The organism is Synechococcus sp. 60AY4M2 (genome assembly GCF_002760375.1).
Classification (GTDB): Bacteria; Cyanobacteriota; Cyanobacteriia; order Thermostichales; family Thermostichaceae; genus Thermostichus.
In genome coordinates, this window is record NZ_AUMZ01000001.1 from 12885 (window position 1) to 31501 (window position 18617).

Sequence of the window (18617 nt, forward strand, 5' to 3'; positions counted from 1 at the left end):
CCAGAAACAAAGCTTTGAGCCAAGACTCATTTCCCCAAAAAGCCACTCTTGAGGAATCCTGCCCATTGCATAGAGGCCATTTCCGCAAGTTAGCTGAGCTTCCCCTTTTGACCTCCAAGATAAGCTGGAAAGACTTGCTGGGATACTGTGGAAAGGGGGCAGGAATCTCTGGGTTCTATGCACAGAGAGCTATGGGCGGTAGGGAAAACGGTGGGCCTGGTGGATCCCTCTGGCCTTGCCTTTTGGCTGCTGGGATCCCTCTTCTTGGCTCTCCTGCTGCTTGGCGTCAGCCTGGGGGAAAGTCAGCCGCTTTCTGTCTTCAGAGGGATCCTGGGATCCCTTTCTCGAAGATTTCCCTTCCAACCTCCTAGAGGCACCCCCAGCCCAGAGGCTCGTTTTCGGGCAGCCTTGGAAGCCAGCTTGGATGCTATTTACCTGCTGGAGGCGGTGCGGGATCCCGTTACCCGCGAGATCATCGACTTTGTCTTTGTGGATGTCAACGCCAAGGGGGAAGAGCTCATTTCCCTCCAGCGCCGGCAGATCATCGGCCAGCGGCTGTGCGAGCTGCTGCCCATCAACCGCTGGGGGGGCTTTTTTGAGAAATACAAGCGAGTGGTGGAAACCGGCATTCCTCTGGAAGAGGAGTTCCCCATTTCGGGGCAGCCGGGCTTGAAGGCCAGTTGGATCCATCACCAAGTGGTGCCGGTGGGAGACGGGATCCTCATCACCAGCCGCGACATCAGCGAGCGGGTCAAGATGGAGCGGGCTCTACAGGAAAGCGAGTCTCGCTACCGCGCCCTCTACGAGGCCATTCCCGACTTGATTTTTGAGCTCAGCGCCGAGGGAGTCATTCTTCATTGCAAGCCTTCCCCTTACGTTCCCACCCGACATCCGCCTGAGTTTTACGTGGGTCGCCGCGCCCAAGACGTGTTTACTGGCTCGCTGAAAGAGCAGTATCCATCTCTGGCGGAGGGGGCCTTGGTCAGCCAGACGCCGCAGTACCTAGAGTACGAAGTTGAGATTGAGCCGGGGATCCGCTGCTATCGGAGAGCCTGCGTTGTCGCTCACGGGAGAGACAAAGTTTACATCCTGGTGCGAGATATCACCGAGCGGAAACAGGCGGAGTTGGCCCTCAGAGAAATGGAAGCCACCCAGCGGGCCATTCTCCAAGCCATCCCCGACCTTATTGTTCGCCTGAATCGCCAGGGCATCTGCCTGAGTTTTATTTCCGGCGGCGATGTTCATCTTGACTGCCCAGCAGAGCGCCACTTAGGTCGATCCCTCCAGGAGATTCTGCCGCTGGAGCTGGCAGAGCAGCGGCTTTTCTATGTTCAGCAAGCCCTGGCCACCCAAACCCAACAGCGCTACGAGTACAGCATTGAAGTTCAAGGGGAGGTACGCTACGAAGAGGCCCGCATTGTCCCTCTCAACAGCCAGGAAGTCCTGGCAATCGTGCGGGATATTACAGAAGCCAAGCAGGCGGAGCTGGCCTTGAAAGCCGCTGAACAGGTGCAGCGAGCCATTCTAGAAGCCATTCCCGACTTGATCTTCCGCCTGGATAGCCAGGGCATCTGCTTGAGCTTTGTCTCGGGGGGCGAGGTTCTTCCCTATGGCTCACCCGACACCTACGTGGGCCGATCCCTCCAAGAGGTCCTGCCAGCGGAATTGGCCGAGCGGCGGCTTTTCTTTGTTCAGCAGGCTATAGCTACCCAGACGCGGCAGCGCTACGACCAAAGCATCGAGATTGAAGGGGAGACCCGCCACGAAGAGGTGCGCATTGTGCCCCTCAACCCCCAAGAGGTGGTGGTGATCGTCCGCGATGTAACCGACAGGGTGCGATCCCAGCAGGCCGTCCAGGAAAGCGAGCAGAAGTTCCGGGCGCTGTTTGAGAATGCCGCTGTGGCCATCCTCATCCGTCATGCCGAGACCGGCGAGATCCTGGAGGCCAACTCCCAAGCCATTGCCGCCTACGGGTTTTTCAGCCTGGAGGAGCTGCGGGCCTTCGACGCTTCCGAGCAGTCTCCCTATCGCCGGGCTCTTCGGGGCGGGGAGTTCTCGCTGCAGTCCTACTTGGAGCAAGCCCGCCAACAGGGATCCGCCCGCTTCGAGTGGCACTGGCAAGGTCGAGATGGCCGGGAGGTTTGGGAAGACGTTTTTGTCCAGCCGCTGGTGCTGCGCGGGATCCCTTGCTGGGTGTTTACCGCCGTCGATATCACCGCCCGCAAGCAGGCAGAAGCCGAGCTGGAGCAATTTTTCTCGGTAGCTTTGGATTTGCTCTGCATTGCCGACAAGGAGGGGTATTTTCGCCGCCTCAACCCGGCCTGGGAGGCCGCCCTGGGCCGTTCCCTCGAGGAGCTGCAGCAGCATCCCTTCTGGGAATGGGTGCACCCGGAAGATCTGCCGGCCACGCAGCAAGCAGTGCAAAAGCTGCTGGAAGAAGGGCGTCTGGATGGCTTTGTCAACCGTTACCGCACCCAAGACGGCAGCTACCGCTTTATCGAGTGGCGCGCTTCTTTGGCGGGATCCCTGGCCTACGCCGCCGGGCGGGACATCACCCTGGCCAAGCAGGCCCAAGAGCAGATGAAGGCGGCTATGGAAGCTGCCGAGGCGGCCAACCGCGCCAAGAGCGAGTTCCTGGCCACCATCAGCCACGAGATCCGCACGCCCATCAACGCCATCATGGGCATGGCCGGCCTGTTGCTGGATACCTCTCTCGATGCCCAGCAGCGGGATTGGGTGCAGACCATCCGCTACGGCAGCGAGGTGCTGCTCAGCCTCATCAACGACATCTTGGATTTTTCCAAGATCGAGTCCCAGAAGCTGGAGCTGGAGGAAACGCCCTTCTCCTTGCCCCAGCTCATGGAGGAGCTCTTGGATCTCATGGCCGCCCAGGCCCAGAGCAAAGATCTGGAGCTGGTGGCCTGGGTGGATCCGGCCCTGCCGGCCACCCTGGTCGGGGATCCCAACCGCCTGCGCCAGATCCTGGCCAACCTCCTCAGCAACGCCATCAAGTTCACCCCCCAAGGGGAGGTGGTGGTGACCGTCGAGGCCCAAGAGCAAGATCCCCAGGCCCAGGTGCAGTGGGTGAGCTTCCAGGTGCAGGACACCGGCATCGGCATCCCGCCGGAAAAGCAGGATCGCCTCTTCAAGCCCTTCAGCCAGGTGGACAGCTCCATCAGCCGCCAGTACGGCGGCACCGGCCTGGGGCTGGCCATCAGCCAGCGCCTCTGTCAACTCATGGGCGGAACGATCTGGGTGCAAAGCCAGCCGGGTCAGGGATCCACCTTTGGCTTCCGCATCCCCCTGAAGCTTCCGGATGCGGCCCTCTGGGCAACCCCCACCCCCGACCCAGCTCTGGCCGGCCAGCGGGTTTTGCTGGTGGAAGACAACGCCAGCCAACGGCAACTTCTTGCGCGCCTACTGCAGTCCTGGGGGATGCAGGTAACAGCCTGCAGCACGGTGGCGGAAGCCCAAGCCATAGCCAAGGCCCAGACTTTTGAGCTGGCCCTGGTGGATACCAGCCTGCCCGACGGCGATGGACTGGCCCTGGCCAGGGCTCTGCAGCAGGAGCAGCCCCCCCTGCGGCTTGTGCTGCTGGTGGATCGCAGAGCCGCTTTGGCAAGCGCTGGCTCTCTTCCTGCCTTAGGTAAGCCGGTCAGGGCTTCTCAACTGCGGGCTCTGCTGGGCCAGGAAAAAGTGCCTGCGGCTGCTTCCCACTTGAAACCCCAGCTCCCTCTGGCCAGCCGCTGCCCGTTGCGCATCCTGGTAGCCGAAGACAACCCCGTCAACCAAAAGGTCATCCGCCTGATGCTGGAGCGGCTGGGCTATCAGCCGGACATCGTGGCCAACGGCCTGGAAGCCCTGCAGGCGCTGCAACTGCGCGCCTACGACCTGGTCTTGATGGATCTGCACATGCCGGAGCTGGACGGCCTGGCCGCCACCCGCCGCATCCGCAGCGAACTTCCCCCAGAGCGCCAGCCGCGCATCCTCGCCCTCACCGCCGATGCCTTCCTGGAAAGCCGCGCTGCTGCCGAAGCCGCCGGCGTCGATGGCTACCTGACCAAGCCCCTGCAGCCGGCTGTGCTGGAGCGGGCCCTCCAGGAAGCTGCTCTCGATTTTGTCGGGGATCCAAAGCCAGAGCCGGCCCTGGATGCCGCTGCCCTGGCCAGCCTGCAGAGCATGCTGGGATCCCCGGAAGACTGGCAGGAGATGATCCAAACCTACCGGCAAGACAGCCAGGCCCTGCTGGGATCCCTGCGCCAGGCCCTGGAGAGCCGGGATGTCCAAACCGTGGCCCAACTGGCCCACCGCCTCAAGGGCAGCAGCAGCACCTTGGGGGCCAAGCTCTTAGCTCAACGCTGCCAGGCGCTGGAAAAGCTCGTTCGCAAGCCATCGGCCAACTCTGTAAACTGGGATACCATAGAGCAGGCCTTCCAGCGGTTGGAAGCCGAGTACCAGCGGGTTATCCTCGAATTATCGGCTAGCGCGCCAGGACCGCTTCTTTCTTCTCCAGGGGCCCATGCAGAGGCTTGAGAGCAACCTTTCGGCTGGATCCGTTCCTCAGACCGGAACGAGCTCTGCTGCGGCAGAGAAGCGGCCTCTCCTCCTCATTGCCGACGATGATCCCAGCCAGCGGCTTTTGACTCGCTACGCCCTGGAGCGGGAGGGCTACCAACTCGTGGAAGCGGACAGCGGCTTGGCGTGTCTAGAAGCTGCAAGCCGCTATCAGCCGGACATGGTGCTCCTCGATGCGGTGATGCCGGATCTGGATGGGTTTGAGTGCTGCCGCCGCCTCCACGCCCAAAACCCGGACTTGCCGATTTTAATCGTCACGGCTTTGGAAGACGAAACCTTTGTCAACGAGGCCTTTGCAGCCGGCGCCAGCGACTACATCCCCAAGCCCATCCACTGGTCGGTTTTGAAGCGGCGGCTGCGCCACTTGCTGCAAGCCAACCAGGCCCAGCGCCGTCTGCAGCAGCTTAACCAGGAACTGGAAGCCAAGGTACAGGAGCGCACCGCCCAACTGGCCTGCCAGGTGGCAGATCTGGAGCAGCTCAACCGCCTCAAAGACCACTTTTTGGCCACCGTCTCCCACGAGCTGCGCACCCCCCTGACCAAGATCAAGCTGGCCCTGGAACTCCTGCGCCGCACCCCCCTCAACGAGAAGCAGCGGCAATACCATGACATTGCCCTGCAGGAGTGCGAGGCCGAAATCCAGCTCATCAACCGCCTATTGGATCTGCAGGGCCTGGAAGGGAAAGACCTGGGCTCTGCCGTTGCAGCTATTGACCTGCCCCACCTCTGGCACAGCTTGATCGAGTCGGTGCAGCAATGCACCCAGGCCCGCTCCCTCACGCTGCAGGTGGGGGATCTGCCCCCCTCCCCCTGGCGGTTTTACAGCCATCGGCAGCTCCTGACCCAGATCCTCAAAGAGCTGCTGGACAACGCCTGCAAGTTCACCCAGCCAGGTGGCACGATTCGTCTAGAGGTTCAGCCAATCCCTGAAGGGGTTGAGTTCAGGATCGGCAACACCGCTCAGATCCCGCCCGACCAGTTGCCCCGCCTGTTCGAGCGCTTTTATCGGGTGCCCACTGCGGATCCCTGGGCCCAGCCGGGCAGCGGCCTGGGGCTGGCCTTGGTGAAGCAATGGGTGGAGCGCCTCCAGGGTCACATTCGAGTAACCAGCGAGGCGGGGTGGACATGTTTCCTGCTGCGCCTGCCCAGCCTAAAGCCCTCTGGCAGGACGTGATCAGTGGCCGACGGCAGCGGCGGTTTCGGCAGTGGCAAAGGAAGTGCCGCAGCCGCAGCTAGCCACCGCATTGGGGTTCTTGAAGCGGAAGCCGCCCCCCAACAGATCCTCGGAGAAATCGACAGTCAGCCCTTGAATAAAGGTCATGCTCAAGGGATCCACCGCCACCCGAATCTCGCCAAAGTCAAAGGTATGGTCGTCAGGGTTGGCCTGGGGCTCGAAGTTCATGGTGTAGGAGAGGCCGGAGCAGCCGCTGGGCTTTACCCCCAGGCGCAAGATGGGTTGGGATCCCTCTTTCTCATACTTGCTGCGCAGCCGCTTTAGCTCTTGGATGGCGCTCTCGGTCAAGGTGATCATGGCGGGAAAGCTGACACTTACTTTTATCCTAACAGGGGTTTTGGGCCGCCTTTTCCCCTCGCGCGGCAGGAACAGTTGATAAGCTAGGGATCCCGTTTCCTCAAGCCTAACGTTCTGCCCTTGTGACGGATCCCAACGCCATTCGTGTTACCTTTCTGGGCACCAGCTCCGGCATGCCCACCCGCCAGCGCAATGTCTCGGGCGTGGCGGTGCAGTTTCCGCAGCGGTCAGAATGGTGGCTGTTTGACTGTGGCGAGGGCACCCAACACCAACTGCTGCGGCTAGACGAGCTGCGCCCCAGCCAGTTGCGCCGCATTTTCATCACCCACATGCACGGGGATCACATCTACGGCCTGCCAGGGCTGTTGGCCTCCTGCGGCCTGGGCAGCACCCCCCAACACATCGACATCTATGGCCCCCCCGGCCTGGAAGAGTACCTGAAGACGGTGCTGCGCTACAGCGAGATCCGAATTCCCTATTCCTTCCGGGTTCACACCGTCGAAACAGGGCTCATTCTTCAGGATCCCGAGTACTGGGTCTTCTGCGCCCCCCTGGATCACCGGGTGCCCGCCTTCGGCTACCGCGTGGTGGAGCAAGACCGGCCCGGCACCTTCGACGTGGCCAAAGCCCAGGCAGACGGGATCCCGCCCGGCCCTCTCTACGGGCAGCTCAAGGCCGGCCAATCCATCCTCTGGCAAGGCCGCTGGTTCCACGGGCGAGATTACGTAGGGGCTCCGATCCCAGGGCGCAAGTTCTCCTACTGCACCGACACCATCTTCTGCCGCAACGCCGTCGATCTCTCTCGCGCCGCCGATCTGGTCATCCACGAGGCCACCTACGCCGAAGCGGATCGGGAGCTAGCCGAGCGCGCCAAGCACTCCACCGCCGCCATGGCCGCGCGGGTGGCCGCCGAAGCCAAGGCCCAGACCCTCATCCTCACCCACTTCAGCCCCCGCTACACCTCAGAGGGCCCTATCACTTTGGAAGACCTGCTGGCCGAAGCCCGGGCCATTTTTCCCAACACCATCCTGGCCCGGGATCGGATGACCTACGAGATCCCGCGCCGCAGCCCCGCTCCCCTGCCGGTGGGAGTCTAGACCTGCCTTGCTAGCTAGAATGATAGGACCGACAGCCTCAACCTGCGATGACGGATCCCAGACCCTATCCCGAACGGCCCAAAACCGAGCAACTGGAGCAAAACGCCAGCGAGTGGCAGGCCTTCAGCGCCTTGCCCCCCGCCACCTCTCTGCCTCCTGTGCAAGCCGAGCGACCGGCTTCTCAAGCAGCCAGCGTCCCCCAGGCTGAGGAAACCCTGCCCAAACTGGCCCCCTGGGGCAAACGGATCGGAGCCTTTGCCCTGGATTTTGGGCTGGGGCTGGGGGTCTCCTACCTGGCGCAGGGCCTGGCTTCCCTGGTGGGAGCCGATGCGGGCGCCGTGGATATGACCGGCTACATCGCCTTTTTTGCCACCTGGTTGGTGAACCGCGGCTACTTCCAATCCCGCCCCGCCGGCCAAAGCCTCGGCAAATGGCTGCTGAACCTCAAAACCCTGGATCCCGAAACCGAGGCCTCACCCCATCTGGTGCGCTCCCTGGCCCGCGAAGGGGTGCTCTCGCTGTTTATCCTCACGGAAGCCCTGCTGGTGCCTTTGGCTGCCGATGGCCTGTTCGCCCTTTTCGATAAAGAAAAACGCCAGAGCATCCACGACCGCGCCGGACGCACCCTGGTGGTGGAATCGGAGCGAGGCTACCACCTGGATGAAAAAGCCCTGCGGCTGCTGCAGGAAATTCTGGAGGGAGAAGCCGCCGAGGACGTCAAGTCCGCTGCTCGCGACCTGTTGCGCAAAGCTCAGCGCAACGAAACTGTGCGCGATCTTTCCAGACAGATGCAGCGCCTGAGCAGGGACGTGGATCGGAACACCCGCGCCCTCCGCCAACAAACCGGCAGGCAAGTCAAAAACTGGGTTGATTCCGTCAAAGAAAAGTTGGATAATTGGTGATCGCGCTTGCGAGGTAGCCCATCTCCAACCTCGTTGGCTGGGGTTTTGGGGATCTCGAGCCGACTTTCACCTCCATCTTGGGATCTACTATGGCCAAAGCAAAGGGTGCCCGCATCATCATTACCCTGGAATGTACGGAGTGCCGCACCAACGTCAACAAACGTTCTCCGGGGGTAAACCGCTACACCACCACCAAAAATCGCCGTAACACCACGGCCCGCTTGGAGCTGAAGAAATTCTGCCCCAAGTGCAACCGCCACACCGTCCATAAAGAGATCAAATAGTTCAAGACGCTTTACCGTTCTCCTGACCTATGGTTTACGCTCGTCGCCGCCTGTCTCCCATCAAACCGGGAGAGCCGATCAAATACACCGATGTTGAGCTGCTCAAGAAATTTGTAACCGAGCGCGGCAAGATCCTGCCCCGCCGCATCACGGGGCTGACTGCCAAGCAGCAGCGGCAAGTCTCCAAAGCCATCAAACAAGCGCGCATCCTAGGCCTTCTCTACTTTGTCAACAAAGAAGGGTAAGTTGCTGTCTGCTTTCTCCGGATCCCGATGAGCCTGCAGCTTTCGCCGCAATTGCAAGCTCGAATGGCCCAGCCCCTTGAGATTGGGGGGGTAAAGGTTTTTAGTCGTGTCTTTCAGGCACCCCTGTCAGGCGTAACCGACAAAGTGTTTCGGGGGTTGGTACGCCGCTTTGCCCCGCAAAGCCTGGTCTACACCGAGATGGTGAACGCCACCGGGTTGCACTATGCCCGCCAGCTGCCCCGCATTATGGAAGTGGGTGAAGGAGAACAGCCCATCGGCATCCAGTTGTTCGACTGCCGGCCCCACTTTTTGGCCGAAGCGGCTCGCATGGCCGTGGATGAGGGGGCGACCTTGGTGGATATCAACATGGGCTGCCCAGTAAACAAGATTACCAGAAACGGCGGCGGCTCTGCCCTGCTGCGGGAGCCGGACACGGCAGCCCGGATTGTGGAAGCGGTGGCCAAGGCTGTACCTGTACCTGTTACAGTGAAAACTCGCCTGGGCTGGTCAGATCAGGAGATCAACATTCTGGATTTTGCCCATCGGCTGCAGGAGGCTGGAGCGCAACTGCTTACTTTGCATGGCCGCACACGCGCCCAGGGCTTTAGCGGCAAGGCTCGCTGGGATTGGATCCGCCGGGTCAAAGAGCACTTACGCATTCCGGTGATCGCCAACGGCGATATTTTCTCGACTGATGCAGCGGTAAAGTGTCTGGAGGAGACCGGAGCCGACGGGGTGATGTGCTCCCGCGGCACGATGGGCTACCCCTTTCTGGTGGGGCAAATCGATCACTTCCTGAAAACCGGCCAAGAAAGGCCGGCTCCTACCCCCCTGGATCGGATTCAAATGGCTTTAGAACACTTGCGGGGCCTCTGGGAGTATAAGGGAGAACGTGGCATCCGTCAGGCCCGCAAGCACATGACCTGGTACATCAAGGATTTTGCCGGCGCCTCTCAGTTTCGCGCCCTTCTCTGTCGCATCGAAACCTTGCAAGAAGGGGAAGCCCTTCTGCTTCAGGCCATGGAGCGCTGCCAAGAGGCCCCGCTGCAACCGGAAGAAGTAACTGAAGACTCAAACGAAGAGCAATTTGAAGAGACTACCTGAAATTGAGTGGGGGATCCTTTTACCCTGACGGCTGGGCGGTAGCCAATCGGTCTTTGACCGCCGTTTGCAAACGGTCGTTTTCATCTTGAAACAAGGCATCCACGCTTCTGGAGAAGCGACCCTGACTTGCTATGGGCAGTTGAGCATAAGCAAACTGCTCCGGCTGAGGCCGAAATGACAGTAACCATGCCAAACAGAAGCTCGCGGTCAGCAGCTTCAGCCGCACCTGAGCTCGATGCGAGCTTTTGGTCTGGCGGGCCTGGCCAGCCTCCCGCAGGCTGCCACGGTTTTCCCGAGCAGCCTGTGGAAAACCTGTGGAAATCCCCCGAAGGCCGCCCCCAGCCTTCATGGGATCCCCAGACCACATCTAGAGCAACGAACCACTAGATTAGAGCATCCCACACTGGTCGTACGTTAAGTTTTATAAATTTGTCAGGGAATAGCAACATTTTCATCCCCCTCAGCCTGTGGAAAACTTGTGGAAAACTTCAAAAATCTGTGGAAAACTTGTGGAAAAACCTCCCGAGTTATCCACAGAGTATTTATACCTTGTGGAAAGTTGGCCAAGTTATCCACAGTTTTTCCACAGGTGGGGAATACGATCAAAAGCTTGTGGCGCAAGGTTTTTCCGATCAATTTCCACAGTTTCCACAGCCCCTACTACTACTAGATTAAAAAATTAAATTGGGTAGGGATCGTGATTTTTAACTTTATCCTGCGCGCGCGAGGAAAATTTTTTGCAAAACTCGTCTGGGCAGGGAGGGATCCGTGGGAAGCAGGCGGTGTAGGATAGGCGTATTCAGCTCGCAAGTCCCCTGATGGTGCAAGCTCAACGTCCTGCGGATTGGGAAGTCGAAACCGGATTGCCCGCGTCTGCCCCGCGCGACGGCAGGTCTGGGGATCCCTTCCCCGTCAACAGGACAGAGTCCTTCGGCAAGGCTGTCGACCTACCTGCCGGTTGTCTTTGCTTCACCTGTGAGCAAGCTGAGCTCAGCCACCACCTTGCTGCAGTTAGCCGAGCCGTTGCCAGCCGTCCTGCCCTGCCAGTTTTGGCCAACGTGCTGGTAGAGGCAAGTGCAGAGGCACAGCGGGTTGCCCTGACGGCCTTTGACTTGAACTTGGGCATTCGCAGCGAGTTCGAGGCCGAGGTGAAGGGATCCGGTCGCACCACTCTGCCGGCCAAGCTGCTCAGCGACATCGTCAGCCGTTTGCCTAGCGGCCCGATCGGCCTCAGCCAAGTGCCGGAGAGCGCTGCCGTGACCCTTACATCGGCCGCCGGCCAGTACCAGCTACGCGGCATGCCTGCGGAAGAGTATCCCACCTTGCCCGAGATAGCGCCCCGTACTGCCGATGCCGATGCTGAGGAGGAGAGCTTAGCCGCCCAGATCCTTGAGCTGCCCATCGAGAGCCTGCTGCAAGGGATTGGCCAAACCCTCTTTGCCGCTTCCGGTGATGACACCAAGCAAGTGCTTACGGGTGTACATGTCAAGCTCTTGACCGGGGATCCGCCGCGGCTGGAGTTTGCGGCCACCGATGGACATCGCCTGGCGATAGTTCAGGTGGAGGCGGAAGGGATCCCAGTTGATTTGGCGGCTGGGGGGACGAAGCTGGATTTCACCATTCCCGCTCGGACTCTACGAGAGGTGGAGCGCATCCTCGGCGCCCAGACGGCCGCCTCCGCGGTGGAACTGCGGTTTGACCGGTCGCAGGTGCAATTTATTTTGCCCCCTGGCGCCGGCAGCGCTCAGTGCCAGCAGCGGATTACCAGCCGCCTTTTGGAGGGCCAGTACCCCGACTACAACCGCCTGATCCCCCGGCAATTTGAGCGGCATGTAACCCTGGAGCGTCGGCCTTTGATCGAGTCCTTGGAGCGAGTGGGGGTGTTTGCTGCCCAGCGGAACGACATCATCAAGTTCAACCTTTCTGAGGCAACCCAAACCCTACGCATCAGCACCGAGGCGCCCGATGTGGGCAGCGGCGAGGAATCTCTGCCGGTACAGATGTCCGGCCCTGACCTGGAGCTGGCTTTTAATGTGCGCTACCTGCTGGAGGCCCTTAAGGTGTTTCATACACAGCAGGTGAGCCTGGAGCTGAACGGCGCTACCCAGCCGGCCATCTGGAAGCCGATTGGAGCGACGCGCCTCTGCTATTTGGTCATGCCGGTTCAACTGCGGGCTACCTAGCCCACCCCAGCCTGACCCAAATCGAAGATTGGCCTCAGTTGCTCCCCTGACCTGTCCGGAGAGGAGAACAGGTGGCTGCCGATAGCAGCTCGAGCAAACCGGTGGGTAAACTCCTGCACCAAGTCCACCCGCCCTTGGCGCAAAACGGCCGGCTCCAGGCGCTCGGTCGTGTTGCAGGTCATTAACACCACCAACCTCTGCTCGCAGTCGAGATAATCGGGAGCGAGCACGCTTTGGTGACAGGCTGAGGATGCGTTCGGTTTTGGTGCTCTGCTGGGCTACCTCGCTGGCTCGGTCTTGGGCGAGGTGATCGGCTTCGTTGATGATCAGGCAGACCCCCTCCAGGTAGGGGGGCGCGATGAACTCCTGCACGGCTTCGTGATCCAAGATGAGCACCGCATAGCGCAGGGGCCCCAGCAGCTCGTGGGTCACTGCCTGCGTCCATCCCGTTTTGCCCGTACCCGGGATCCCGTGCACCAAGACCGCCAATCGCTCCTGCTGTAGAAGCTGCAAAGGCTTGAATTTCGGTGGGAAAAGAACTGATTGGATAGGGGCTGTGGATTTGCCCGATCCGGCTTTGGTAGCCGCTCACCATCACTGCCAGATTGTAAGTAACCTTGCGAACAAGGGCCTGAGAGCCACGCCCAGCAGGGTGTAGCGGCGGCAGTTGTGATAGGTGGCCTGAACTTGTAGCCAAATCTGCGCTCCGGTCAGAAGGCATAGGTGGTGCCCAGGCTGCTGATTTCCTCCCAACTGCTGAACCGCTCGACTGGATGGTAGAAGTAGCGCTCCATATGGAATTGCGCCAACTGCACCAGTCGCCCCAGATGCGCTAAAACTCTGAGAACGGTCATTTCCTGCAGGCGCCTTAAAACGTCATCGATGGGAACTTGATCCCGGCTCACCTGCTGCTGAATCGGCGTCTGCGTGGAGAGCTGATCATGAAATACTGTATGGTCGGGGCTGGGCAGAGGTGGAGTGACGCTATTCCAAAACCCTTCGATCTTGTAACAGGTATTCTCTGAAAGTTGAGAAGCGCGCTGTACTCTCTACGTCCTACCGCATTGGCAATATCGCTGCACACATCTCCAAAAATTTTTCGGCCAACGCCCAGGGATCCCGCACAGGAATACTCGGCATCGAAATGGCGGTACAGGGGTTTCCACCCGGATTGCAGTAGGTTGTGCCGGTAGCTGGGGTAATAGTCTTCGTAATCGTTATCCAGGCAGGGTTAGGGTCTGAGAAGAGGGGAAGCCAATAGGGGGTGCTAGGGCGTGGACGACTGAAAGAGCTGGGCTGTTGACGATTGCAGGGAATCCAAACGGCATGAGTCAAGAGTGTTCTGGGTGTGGTCAGGTGGTTCCCAAAAAACTCCACGAAAGGTGGCACGATTGCCCCTACTGCGGGCTAAGCCTGTCACGGGATCACAACTTGGCGAGGGGAATCAAATCCAGAGCGGTGGGGCATCCCGTTCTTAAAGCTCAGGAAACGCCCGCTGCGATAGCAGGGATCCCTGTTCGCGAAGCGTGGCGTAAGCCATGAAGCCCGCCCTCTACCCGTTCGCGTCAGCGGCGCGGAGCGCTTCAGGGTGAGGAACGGGAGTATGGGCTTCCAAATCGTTGCTGTGGGCTGTGGAGCCCGAATGGCCGCTGAGAGCGGCTTGGGCGTTGCGGCGCAGCCGGTGGGCCTTGAGGCGGCGCAGGGCAGAGGCGGGAAACCTGCGGTCGAACTCCTCGTCGCCAATCCGCGCCAGTTCTTGGAGATCGGGGGCAACATTCCAAGGGTAAGGCTGAAAATCGGGGATCCGGCTGGGCCGGGCAAAGCGCTGGTTCCAAGGGCAGACCTCTTGGCAGATGTCGCAGCCGGCCACCCAGTTGTGTAGGTTCTGGGCGATCTCGGCAGGGATCTGCTCGGCGTGGCTTTCCAAGGTGTGGTAGGCAATGCAGCGGCGGGAATCCACCACCCCTGGGCTGACGATGGCCTGGGTGGGGCAGGCCTCCAGACAGCGGCTACAGGTGCCACAGTGGGCGGTGTGGGGCCGGTCGGGGATCAACGGGAGAGTGGTCAGGATTACCCCCAGAAATACCCAGGAGCCGTATTCGCGGGTAAGCAAGAGGCCGTTTTTTCCGATCCAGCCCAAGCCCGCCTGCATGGCCCAGGGCTTTTCCGCCACTGGGCCGGTATCGACGTAGAATCGACCGCGGTAGTCCGGAAACTGGGCCTGCATCCAGAGGTGGAGCTGCTTCAGCCGCCGTCCCAACACGCGGTGGTAGTCCCGCCCCCACGCGTAGCGGGAGATCTTGCCTTTAGCTGGATCCCGGCTGTGGCAGGTGGGGGTGTAGTAGTTGAGGGCCACACAGACCAGAGATTGTACTCCCGGCAGCACCCGCTCTGGATCCATTCGCCGGGGATCGGCCATCCAGGCCATGTCGGCGGCCATGCCCGCGGCCAGCCAGGCCCGCAAGCTCGTCAAGTCAGGGGGATCCGCCGCGCTGGCAATGCCGACTTTGTCAAAGCCCAGCGCCAGCGCCTGCCGCTTCACCTGCTCGGTGGCTCTGGCCCAATCGGCTGCTGCTCCCACGGTCGGCCCCGACAATTCTAGGGCTATTCTGGCAGACCCATCACCTGGCGGTAGCGGGCCTCCAGTTGTGCTGCCTGCTGCGAGCGACGGAAGGGATCCCAGGTGCTGTGAGCGAACAGCTCCTGCCGCAGCTTGGCCACATCCACCGTCGTTACCTCGCCGTTGGCCACCACCCGCTTCCCCCTGACCCAGACGCTGTGCACCACCTGGGTGGGCCGGCCCAGCACCAGTAGACCAATGGGATCCGTGCGGGGCAACAGCGACAGTTGGGTGAGGTCGTAAAGCACCAGATCCGCCTGCTTGCCCACCTCCAGGGATCCCAGCTCCTCTCCCAGCCCTAGACCAATGGCCCCACCGCGAGAGGCCATCTCGATGCTCTCCCGCGGCGAGATCCAGTGGCGGTAGTCGGGATCCGTAATGTTGTGCAGGATGGTGCCGATTTTAATGGCCTCCAGGAGATCCTGGGAGTCATTGCTGGCTGACCCATCGCAGCCGAAGGCCACGTTCACCCCCGCCTGCCGGTACTTGAGGATGGGGGCGATGCCGCTGCCCAGGCGCAGGTTGCTCAAGGGGTTGTGGACAACCGTAGAGCCGGTGCGGGCCAAGATCTCGATATCGGCATCGGTAAGCCAGACGCAGTGGGCCAGCGAGGTTCTCCGGTCTAGGTAGCCCAAGCGCTCCAGGTGCTCGACTGCGCTGCAGCCGTACTTTTCCTGGGCCAATCTCTGCTGGGCGCGGGTTTCCAGCAGGTGGGCATGGCGGGGGAGGCCATACTTCTGGCTCAACTCCGCGCAGCCCTCAAACAGCTTGTCAGAACAGAGTTGGATGCCGGTGGGGGCCACCATCAGCGTGATGCCCTCCTCTGGCCGGTGAAAGCGCTGCACTGCCTCTTCCACAATGGCCAACACCTCCGCTGTGGAGAGAGGATAGGTTTCCAGCTCCCGATCCGAAAAGGAGCCGCTGGGCAACCCCTGAGAGAGGGCTTGATCCTGGAGCAGGGGGCCGATGAAAGCGCGGATCCCGACTTCTCGGTAGGCCCGCACCGCCGCCTCGAGGGTGGCCAGCTCCTGGCCAGGGATGAGGATTAGGTGATCCACTACGGTCGTGCCGCCACTGAGCAAGGTTTCCACCGCTGTCGCCAGGGCGCTGAGATAAATCTTTTCTGGATCCGGGGGCGCGTACTCGTGCAGTTGTGCCAGCCACAGCTCCAGCGGGTAGGGCGGGATGATCCCTCTTTGCCACAGCTCCGAAGAGTGGGTGTGAGCGTTGACAAAGCCGGGCAACAAAAGCTTGTTGTGGGCATCGAGCTCTACGCCATCTGGGCCCACTGCCGCCAGCTCTTTGCCGATGGCAGCGATCCGCTCCCCTTCAATGCGGACATCTGTAGTCTCGTAGCCGGTGGCGGTGGGAATCAGCACATTGCGCAAAAGGTAGCTCATGGCCAGCAATCAAAAGAGCTGTTCTTCAGTTCACACTTTGCCGTGCCAAGGCAAAAAGGGAGGAAAGCCCCAAATACCCTCCCAGGACGCTTCCCGTGAGGAAGTCACCACCTAGCCAGCCCCCCTCAGGGTGGAGAGGCCCACCGAGTAGGCTGCTTCCACCAATCGGGGTGAATTCAGGGATCCATCCGCAGCGTGGAATGGGCTTATTTCTTCTTCTTGGTGGAGCCCTTTTTGGAGGGCTTGCCCTCAGCAGCAGGCGCTGGCTCTGCGTCAGCAGATTCTGCGACGACGGGTTCTGGGGCAACGGACTCTGCTGGAGGTTCGGCAGCAGGTTGGTCAGCCACAGGTTCTGCGGGAGGAGCGGCTGCAACTTCTGCCACTTGCGCTGGCTGTGCTGGCTTGAGACCGGCCTGAGCGGCCACCTCAGCGGCAAAATCCGCTTCTTGTTTCTCGATCCCTTCTCCCAAGACGAAGCGGGCAAACCGCCGCACCCGGATGTTTTCCCCTAGCTTGGCAATGTGCTGCTTCACCAATTCCTCTACGGTAATCGAGGAATCTTTAATAAAGGGCTGATCCATCAAGGACAGCTCTTTCAGGCGCTTCTCGATGCGGCCCTGCACGATCTTTTCCCGCACGTTTTCAGGCTTGCTGGCCAGATCCTCTTTGCCCATCTCGATGGCCCTTTCCCGCTCCACCACTTCGGGAGGGATCTGGTCAATGCTGACGTACTCCACGCTTTGGCAGGCGGCAATCTGCTTGGCAATATCTTGCACCAGCTTCTTAAAGTCTTCGTTGCGGGCCACAAAATCCGTCTCGCAGTTCACCTCCACCAACACACCGATCCGGTTGCCGAAGTGGATGTAGCTATCGACAACCCCCTCAGCCGCCACGCGACTGGCCTTTTTGGCTGCCCCTGCCAACCCTTTCTGCCGCAGCCAGGTGATGGCTTTCTCCATATCGCCACCGGACTCTTCCAGGGCTTTTTTACAGTCCATCATGCCTGCGCCCGTCTTTTCGCGCAGCTCTTTGACCAATTTGGCATCAATACTCATGAGGGTTCCTCAAATCTCACATCGTACAAAGAGGCAGAAAGGATGTGACCGGATGCAGAGGATAGGCAGGAGCAGAACAAAGGATGAATCTGGATTTTAAGGATACAGGCTTCTGGAGAAAGGATGGACAGGGAGCAACTCGAACCACCCAGGATCCCCACCCTCGGCCCAAGGGTTACTCTCCCTGCTCGGGATCCCCCTCCTCTTCATCCTCCACATCTTCCAGAATGTCATCCTCTAGATCCATGTCCATGGCCCCCTCGTAGTCGTACTCATCCTCTTCGACTGTGTCGAGCTGCCCATGTCGCCCTTCGTAGATGGCATCGGCCAGCTTGCCTACAATCAGCTTAATCGCTCGGATGGCGTCGTCGTTAGAGGGGATGAAGACATCGCTCAGGTCAGGATCGCAGTTGGTATCCAGCAGCGAGATGATCGGAATCTTGAGCTTGATACATTCCTGAACGGCGTTGGCCTCCCGCCGCTGATCGACGATGATTACCGCGTCGGGGAGCTTGCGCATAGTTTTGATGCCGCCCAAGTACTTCTCCAACTTGGCCAATTCCCGTTTTAGGCGGGCCGCTTCTTGCTTAGGCAGGCGATCCAGCAGGCCGCTGCTCTGCATCTCCTCGATTTCCTTGAGGCGGTCGATGCGGGTTTTGATGGTGGCCCAGTTGGTGAGCATGCCCCCCAGCCAGCGCTGGTTGACGTAGTAGCTGCCACAGCGAGTGGCCTCATGGGCGATGATCCCGGCGGCTTGCCGTTTGGTGCCGACAAACAGGAAACGCCACCCCTTTTCGGCCCCCTCCCGCACGTATTCATAGGCTTCGTTGAGGTAACGGGCCGTCTGCACCAGGTCGATGATGTGAATGCCGTTGCGCTCGGCGAAAATGTAGGGCCGCATCTTGGGGTTCCAGCGGCTGGCCTTGTGGCCGAAGTGTACCCCTGCCTCCAGCAGTTGAGGCAAACTGACTACGCTCATGAGTTGGTTATCTCCTACGGGTTAGCCTCCGCCCGAACGGATCCCCGTTGAGGACACCCGGTAGTTCGGGCGTGTGGTATTTTGACAGCTCAGCTATGCTAGCATGTGTTCTACAGGATCCGGTAACCAAGGCCTTGCACTTGCCGGGATCCGGTTCTAGAAGCTAAACTGGTAAAGCACCTCCAGAGATTTTCTCTGGCTTAGGTGCCTCGGGGCGTAGCGCAGCTTGGTAGCGCACCACTTTGGGGTAGTGGGGGTCGAAGGTTCAAATCCTTTCGCTCCGACTGGAATTAGAGAGAGCCCCTTTCTAGTGGCAGGGTCAAGCCATTCTTTTGGGGATTGCGGTAAACTACCCCGCGGCTGAAGCTAGGGGCTCTGAGGGCTCCGTCCCGCTGGCGCGAGCAGGGAAACTGCTCTTGGAAAGAAAGCTGCATTGGCGCTAGTGGTGCGGGGCCTCCTAGGTGGCTTCCATCAAAACCTCCGAGGTACTCCCGCCACAGCGCAGCTTGGCGGGATGGAGGATAGGCGGTGAGACGAAGGGGTTCAATGCCCCTGAGTCTCACAATCTGGGCGTTGCCTGCTGCTCGACATACTTCTTCAACTCCTCAACGGTGACCCCACCACAAGAGGCAACAAAATAGG

The 18617-nt window shown here is 60.3% G+C and carries 15 protein-coding genes, 1 tRNA gene and 2 pseudogenes; 10 read left to right on the forward strand and 8 right to left on the reverse strand.

Annotation, left to right across the window (positions count from 1 at the left end; all coding sequences use genetic code 11):
* Positions 1 to 177: 177 nt before the first annotated feature.
* Positions 178 to 4533 (forward strand): PAS domain S-box protein, encoded by a 4356-nt coding sequence (locus SYN60AY4M2_RS00050; protein ID WP_099812045.1) that lies wholly within the window; start codon positions 178 to 180, stop codon positions 4531 to 4533.
* Entirely contained in the window at positions 4520 to 5749 is a 1230-nt protein-coding gene (locus SYN60AY4M2_RS00055; protein ID WP_099812046.1) for a response regulator, read from the forward strand. Before SYN60AY4M2_RS00050 ends, SYN60AY4M2_RS00055 begins: the two co-directional genes overlap by 14 nt.
* On the opposite strand, the gene SYN60AY4M2_RS00060 is transcribed toward SYN60AY4M2_RS00055, so the two are convergent.
* Positions 5750 to 6106, reverse strand: coding sequence for an iron-sulfur cluster assembly accessory protein (locus SYN60AY4M2_RS00060; RefSeq protein ID WP_011430489.1), 357 nt, complete (start codon positions 6104 to 6106; stop codon positions 5750 to 5752). It abuts the gene before it with no gap.
* A 140-nt stretch (positions 6107 to 6246) separates the two neighbouring features.
* Between SYN60AY4M2_RS00060 and rnz the strand changes: the two genes are divergently transcribed.
* The 6 genes from rnz (at position 6247) to dnaN (ending at position 11921) form a co-directional block, all read left to right on the forward strand.
* On the forward strand, positions 6247 to 7203 hold the full coding sequence (gene rnz / locus SYN60AY4M2_RS00065; protein ID WP_099813169.1) for a ribonuclease Z: 957 nt from the start codon (positions 6247 to 6249) through the stop codon (positions 7201 to 7203).
* 47 nt (positions 7204 to 7250) lie between these two features.
* Positions 7251 to 8105 carry an RDD family protein gene (locus tag SYN60AY4M2_RS00070; protein ID WP_228375219.1) on the forward strand — a complete coding sequence of 285 codons (855 nt, stop codon included), beginning with the start codon at positions 7251 to 7253 and terminating at the stop codon, positions 8103 to 8105.
* Positions 8106 to 8194: 89 nt separating this feature from the next.
* Positions 8195 to 8389 (forward strand): 50S ribosomal protein L33, encoded by a 195-nt coding sequence (gene rpmG / locus SYN60AY4M2_RS00075; RefSeq protein ID WP_011430486.1) that lies wholly within the window; start codon positions 8195 to 8197, stop codon positions 8387 to 8389.
* Between the two features lie 29 nt (positions 8390 to 8418).
* On the forward strand, positions 8419 to 8634 hold the full coding sequence (gene rpsR / locus SYN60AY4M2_RS00080) for a 30S ribosomal protein S18 (RefSeq protein WP_011430485.1): 216 nt from the start codon (positions 8419 to 8421) through the stop codon (positions 8632 to 8634).
* A gap of 27 nt (positions 8635 to 8661) precedes the next feature.
* Positions 8662 to 9738 (forward strand): tRNA dihydrouridine synthase DusB, encoded by a 1077-nt coding sequence (gene dusB / locus SYN60AY4M2_RS00085; RefSeq protein ID WP_240527646.1) that lies wholly within the window; start codon positions 8662 to 8664, stop codon positions 9736 to 9738.
* A gap of 818 nt (positions 9739 to 10556) precedes the next feature.
* Positions 10557 to 11921 (forward strand): DNA polymerase III subunit beta, encoded by a 1365-nt coding sequence (gene dnaN, locus SYN60AY4M2_RS00095; RefSeq protein WP_099812047.1) that lies wholly within the window; start codon positions 10557 to 10559, stop codon positions 11919 to 11921.
* On the opposite strand, the gene SYN60AY4M2_RS14150 is transcribed toward dnaN, so the two are convergent.
* Together SYN60AY4M2_RS14150 and SYN60AY4M2_RS14155 are read right to left on the reverse strand one after the other, a co-directional pair.
* Complete coding sequence (locus SYN60AY4M2_RS14150; protein WP_206336848.1) at positions 11918 to 12103, reverse strand: hypothetical protein; 186 nt, start codon at positions 12101 to 12103, stop codon at positions 11918 to 11920. The two genes, dnaN and SYN60AY4M2_RS14150, sit on opposite strands and share 4 nt — an antisense overlap.
* A gap of 528 nt (positions 12104 to 12631) precedes the next feature.
* Complete coding sequence (locus SYN60AY4M2_RS14155; protein WP_168175288.1) at positions 12632 to 12775, reverse strand: hypothetical protein; 144 nt, start codon at positions 12773 to 12775, stop codon at positions 12632 to 12634.
* 472 nt (positions 12776 to 13247) lie between these two features.
* Here SYN60AY4M2_RS14155 and SYN60AY4M2_RS00105 point away from each other — a divergent pair, with 472 nt between their 5' ends.
* Entirely contained in the window at positions 13248 to 13463 is a 216-nt protein-coding gene (locus SYN60AY4M2_RS00105; RefSeq protein ID WP_240527361.1) for a transposase, read from the forward strand.
* Positions 13464 to 13473: 10 nt separating this feature from the next.
* Here the strand turns inward: SYN60AY4M2_RS00105 and queG are convergent, their stop codons facing one another.
* From queG to rpsB, 4 genes and pseudogenes are all read right to left on the reverse strand, one after another.
* Positions 13474 to 14517 (reverse strand): tRNA epoxyqueuosine(34) reductase QueG, encoded by a 1044-nt coding sequence (queG, locus tag SYN60AY4M2_RS00110; protein WP_276307354.1) that lies wholly within the window; start codon positions 14515 to 14517, stop codon positions 13474 to 13476.
* Between the two features lie 8 nt (positions 14518 to 14525).
* On the reverse strand, positions 14526 to 15941 hold the full coding sequence (locus SYN60AY4M2_RS00115; protein WP_099813171.1) for an amidohydrolase: 1416 nt from the start codon (positions 15939 to 15941) through the stop codon (positions 14526 to 14528).
* A gap of 410 nt (positions 15942 to 16351) precedes the next feature.
* Positions 16352 to 16996 (reverse strand): annotated as a pseudogene (gene tsf / locus SYN60AY4M2_RS00120) (translation elongation factor Ts); the annotation flags it as partial.
* A 175-nt stretch (positions 16997 to 17171) separates the two neighbouring features.
* A complete protein-coding gene (gene rpsB, locus SYN60AY4M2_RS00125; protein ID WP_011430474.1) occupies positions 17172 to 17975 on the reverse strand; it encodes a 30S ribosomal protein S2 in 804 nt (267 codons plus the stop codon).
* 210 nt (positions 17976 to 18185) lie between these two features.
* On the opposite strand from rpsB, the gene SYN60AY4M2_RS00130 reads away from it, so the two are divergent.
* Positions 18186 to 18259: transfer RNA gene (locus tag SYN60AY4M2_RS00130), tRNA-Pro, on the forward strand.
* Positions 18260 to 18534: 275 nt separating this feature from the next.
* Here the strand turns inward: SYN60AY4M2_RS00130 and SYN60AY4M2_RS00135 are convergent.
* A pseudogene (locus SYN60AY4M2_RS00135) lies at positions 18535 to 18617 on the reverse strand (IS200/IS605 family transposase); the annotation flags it as partial.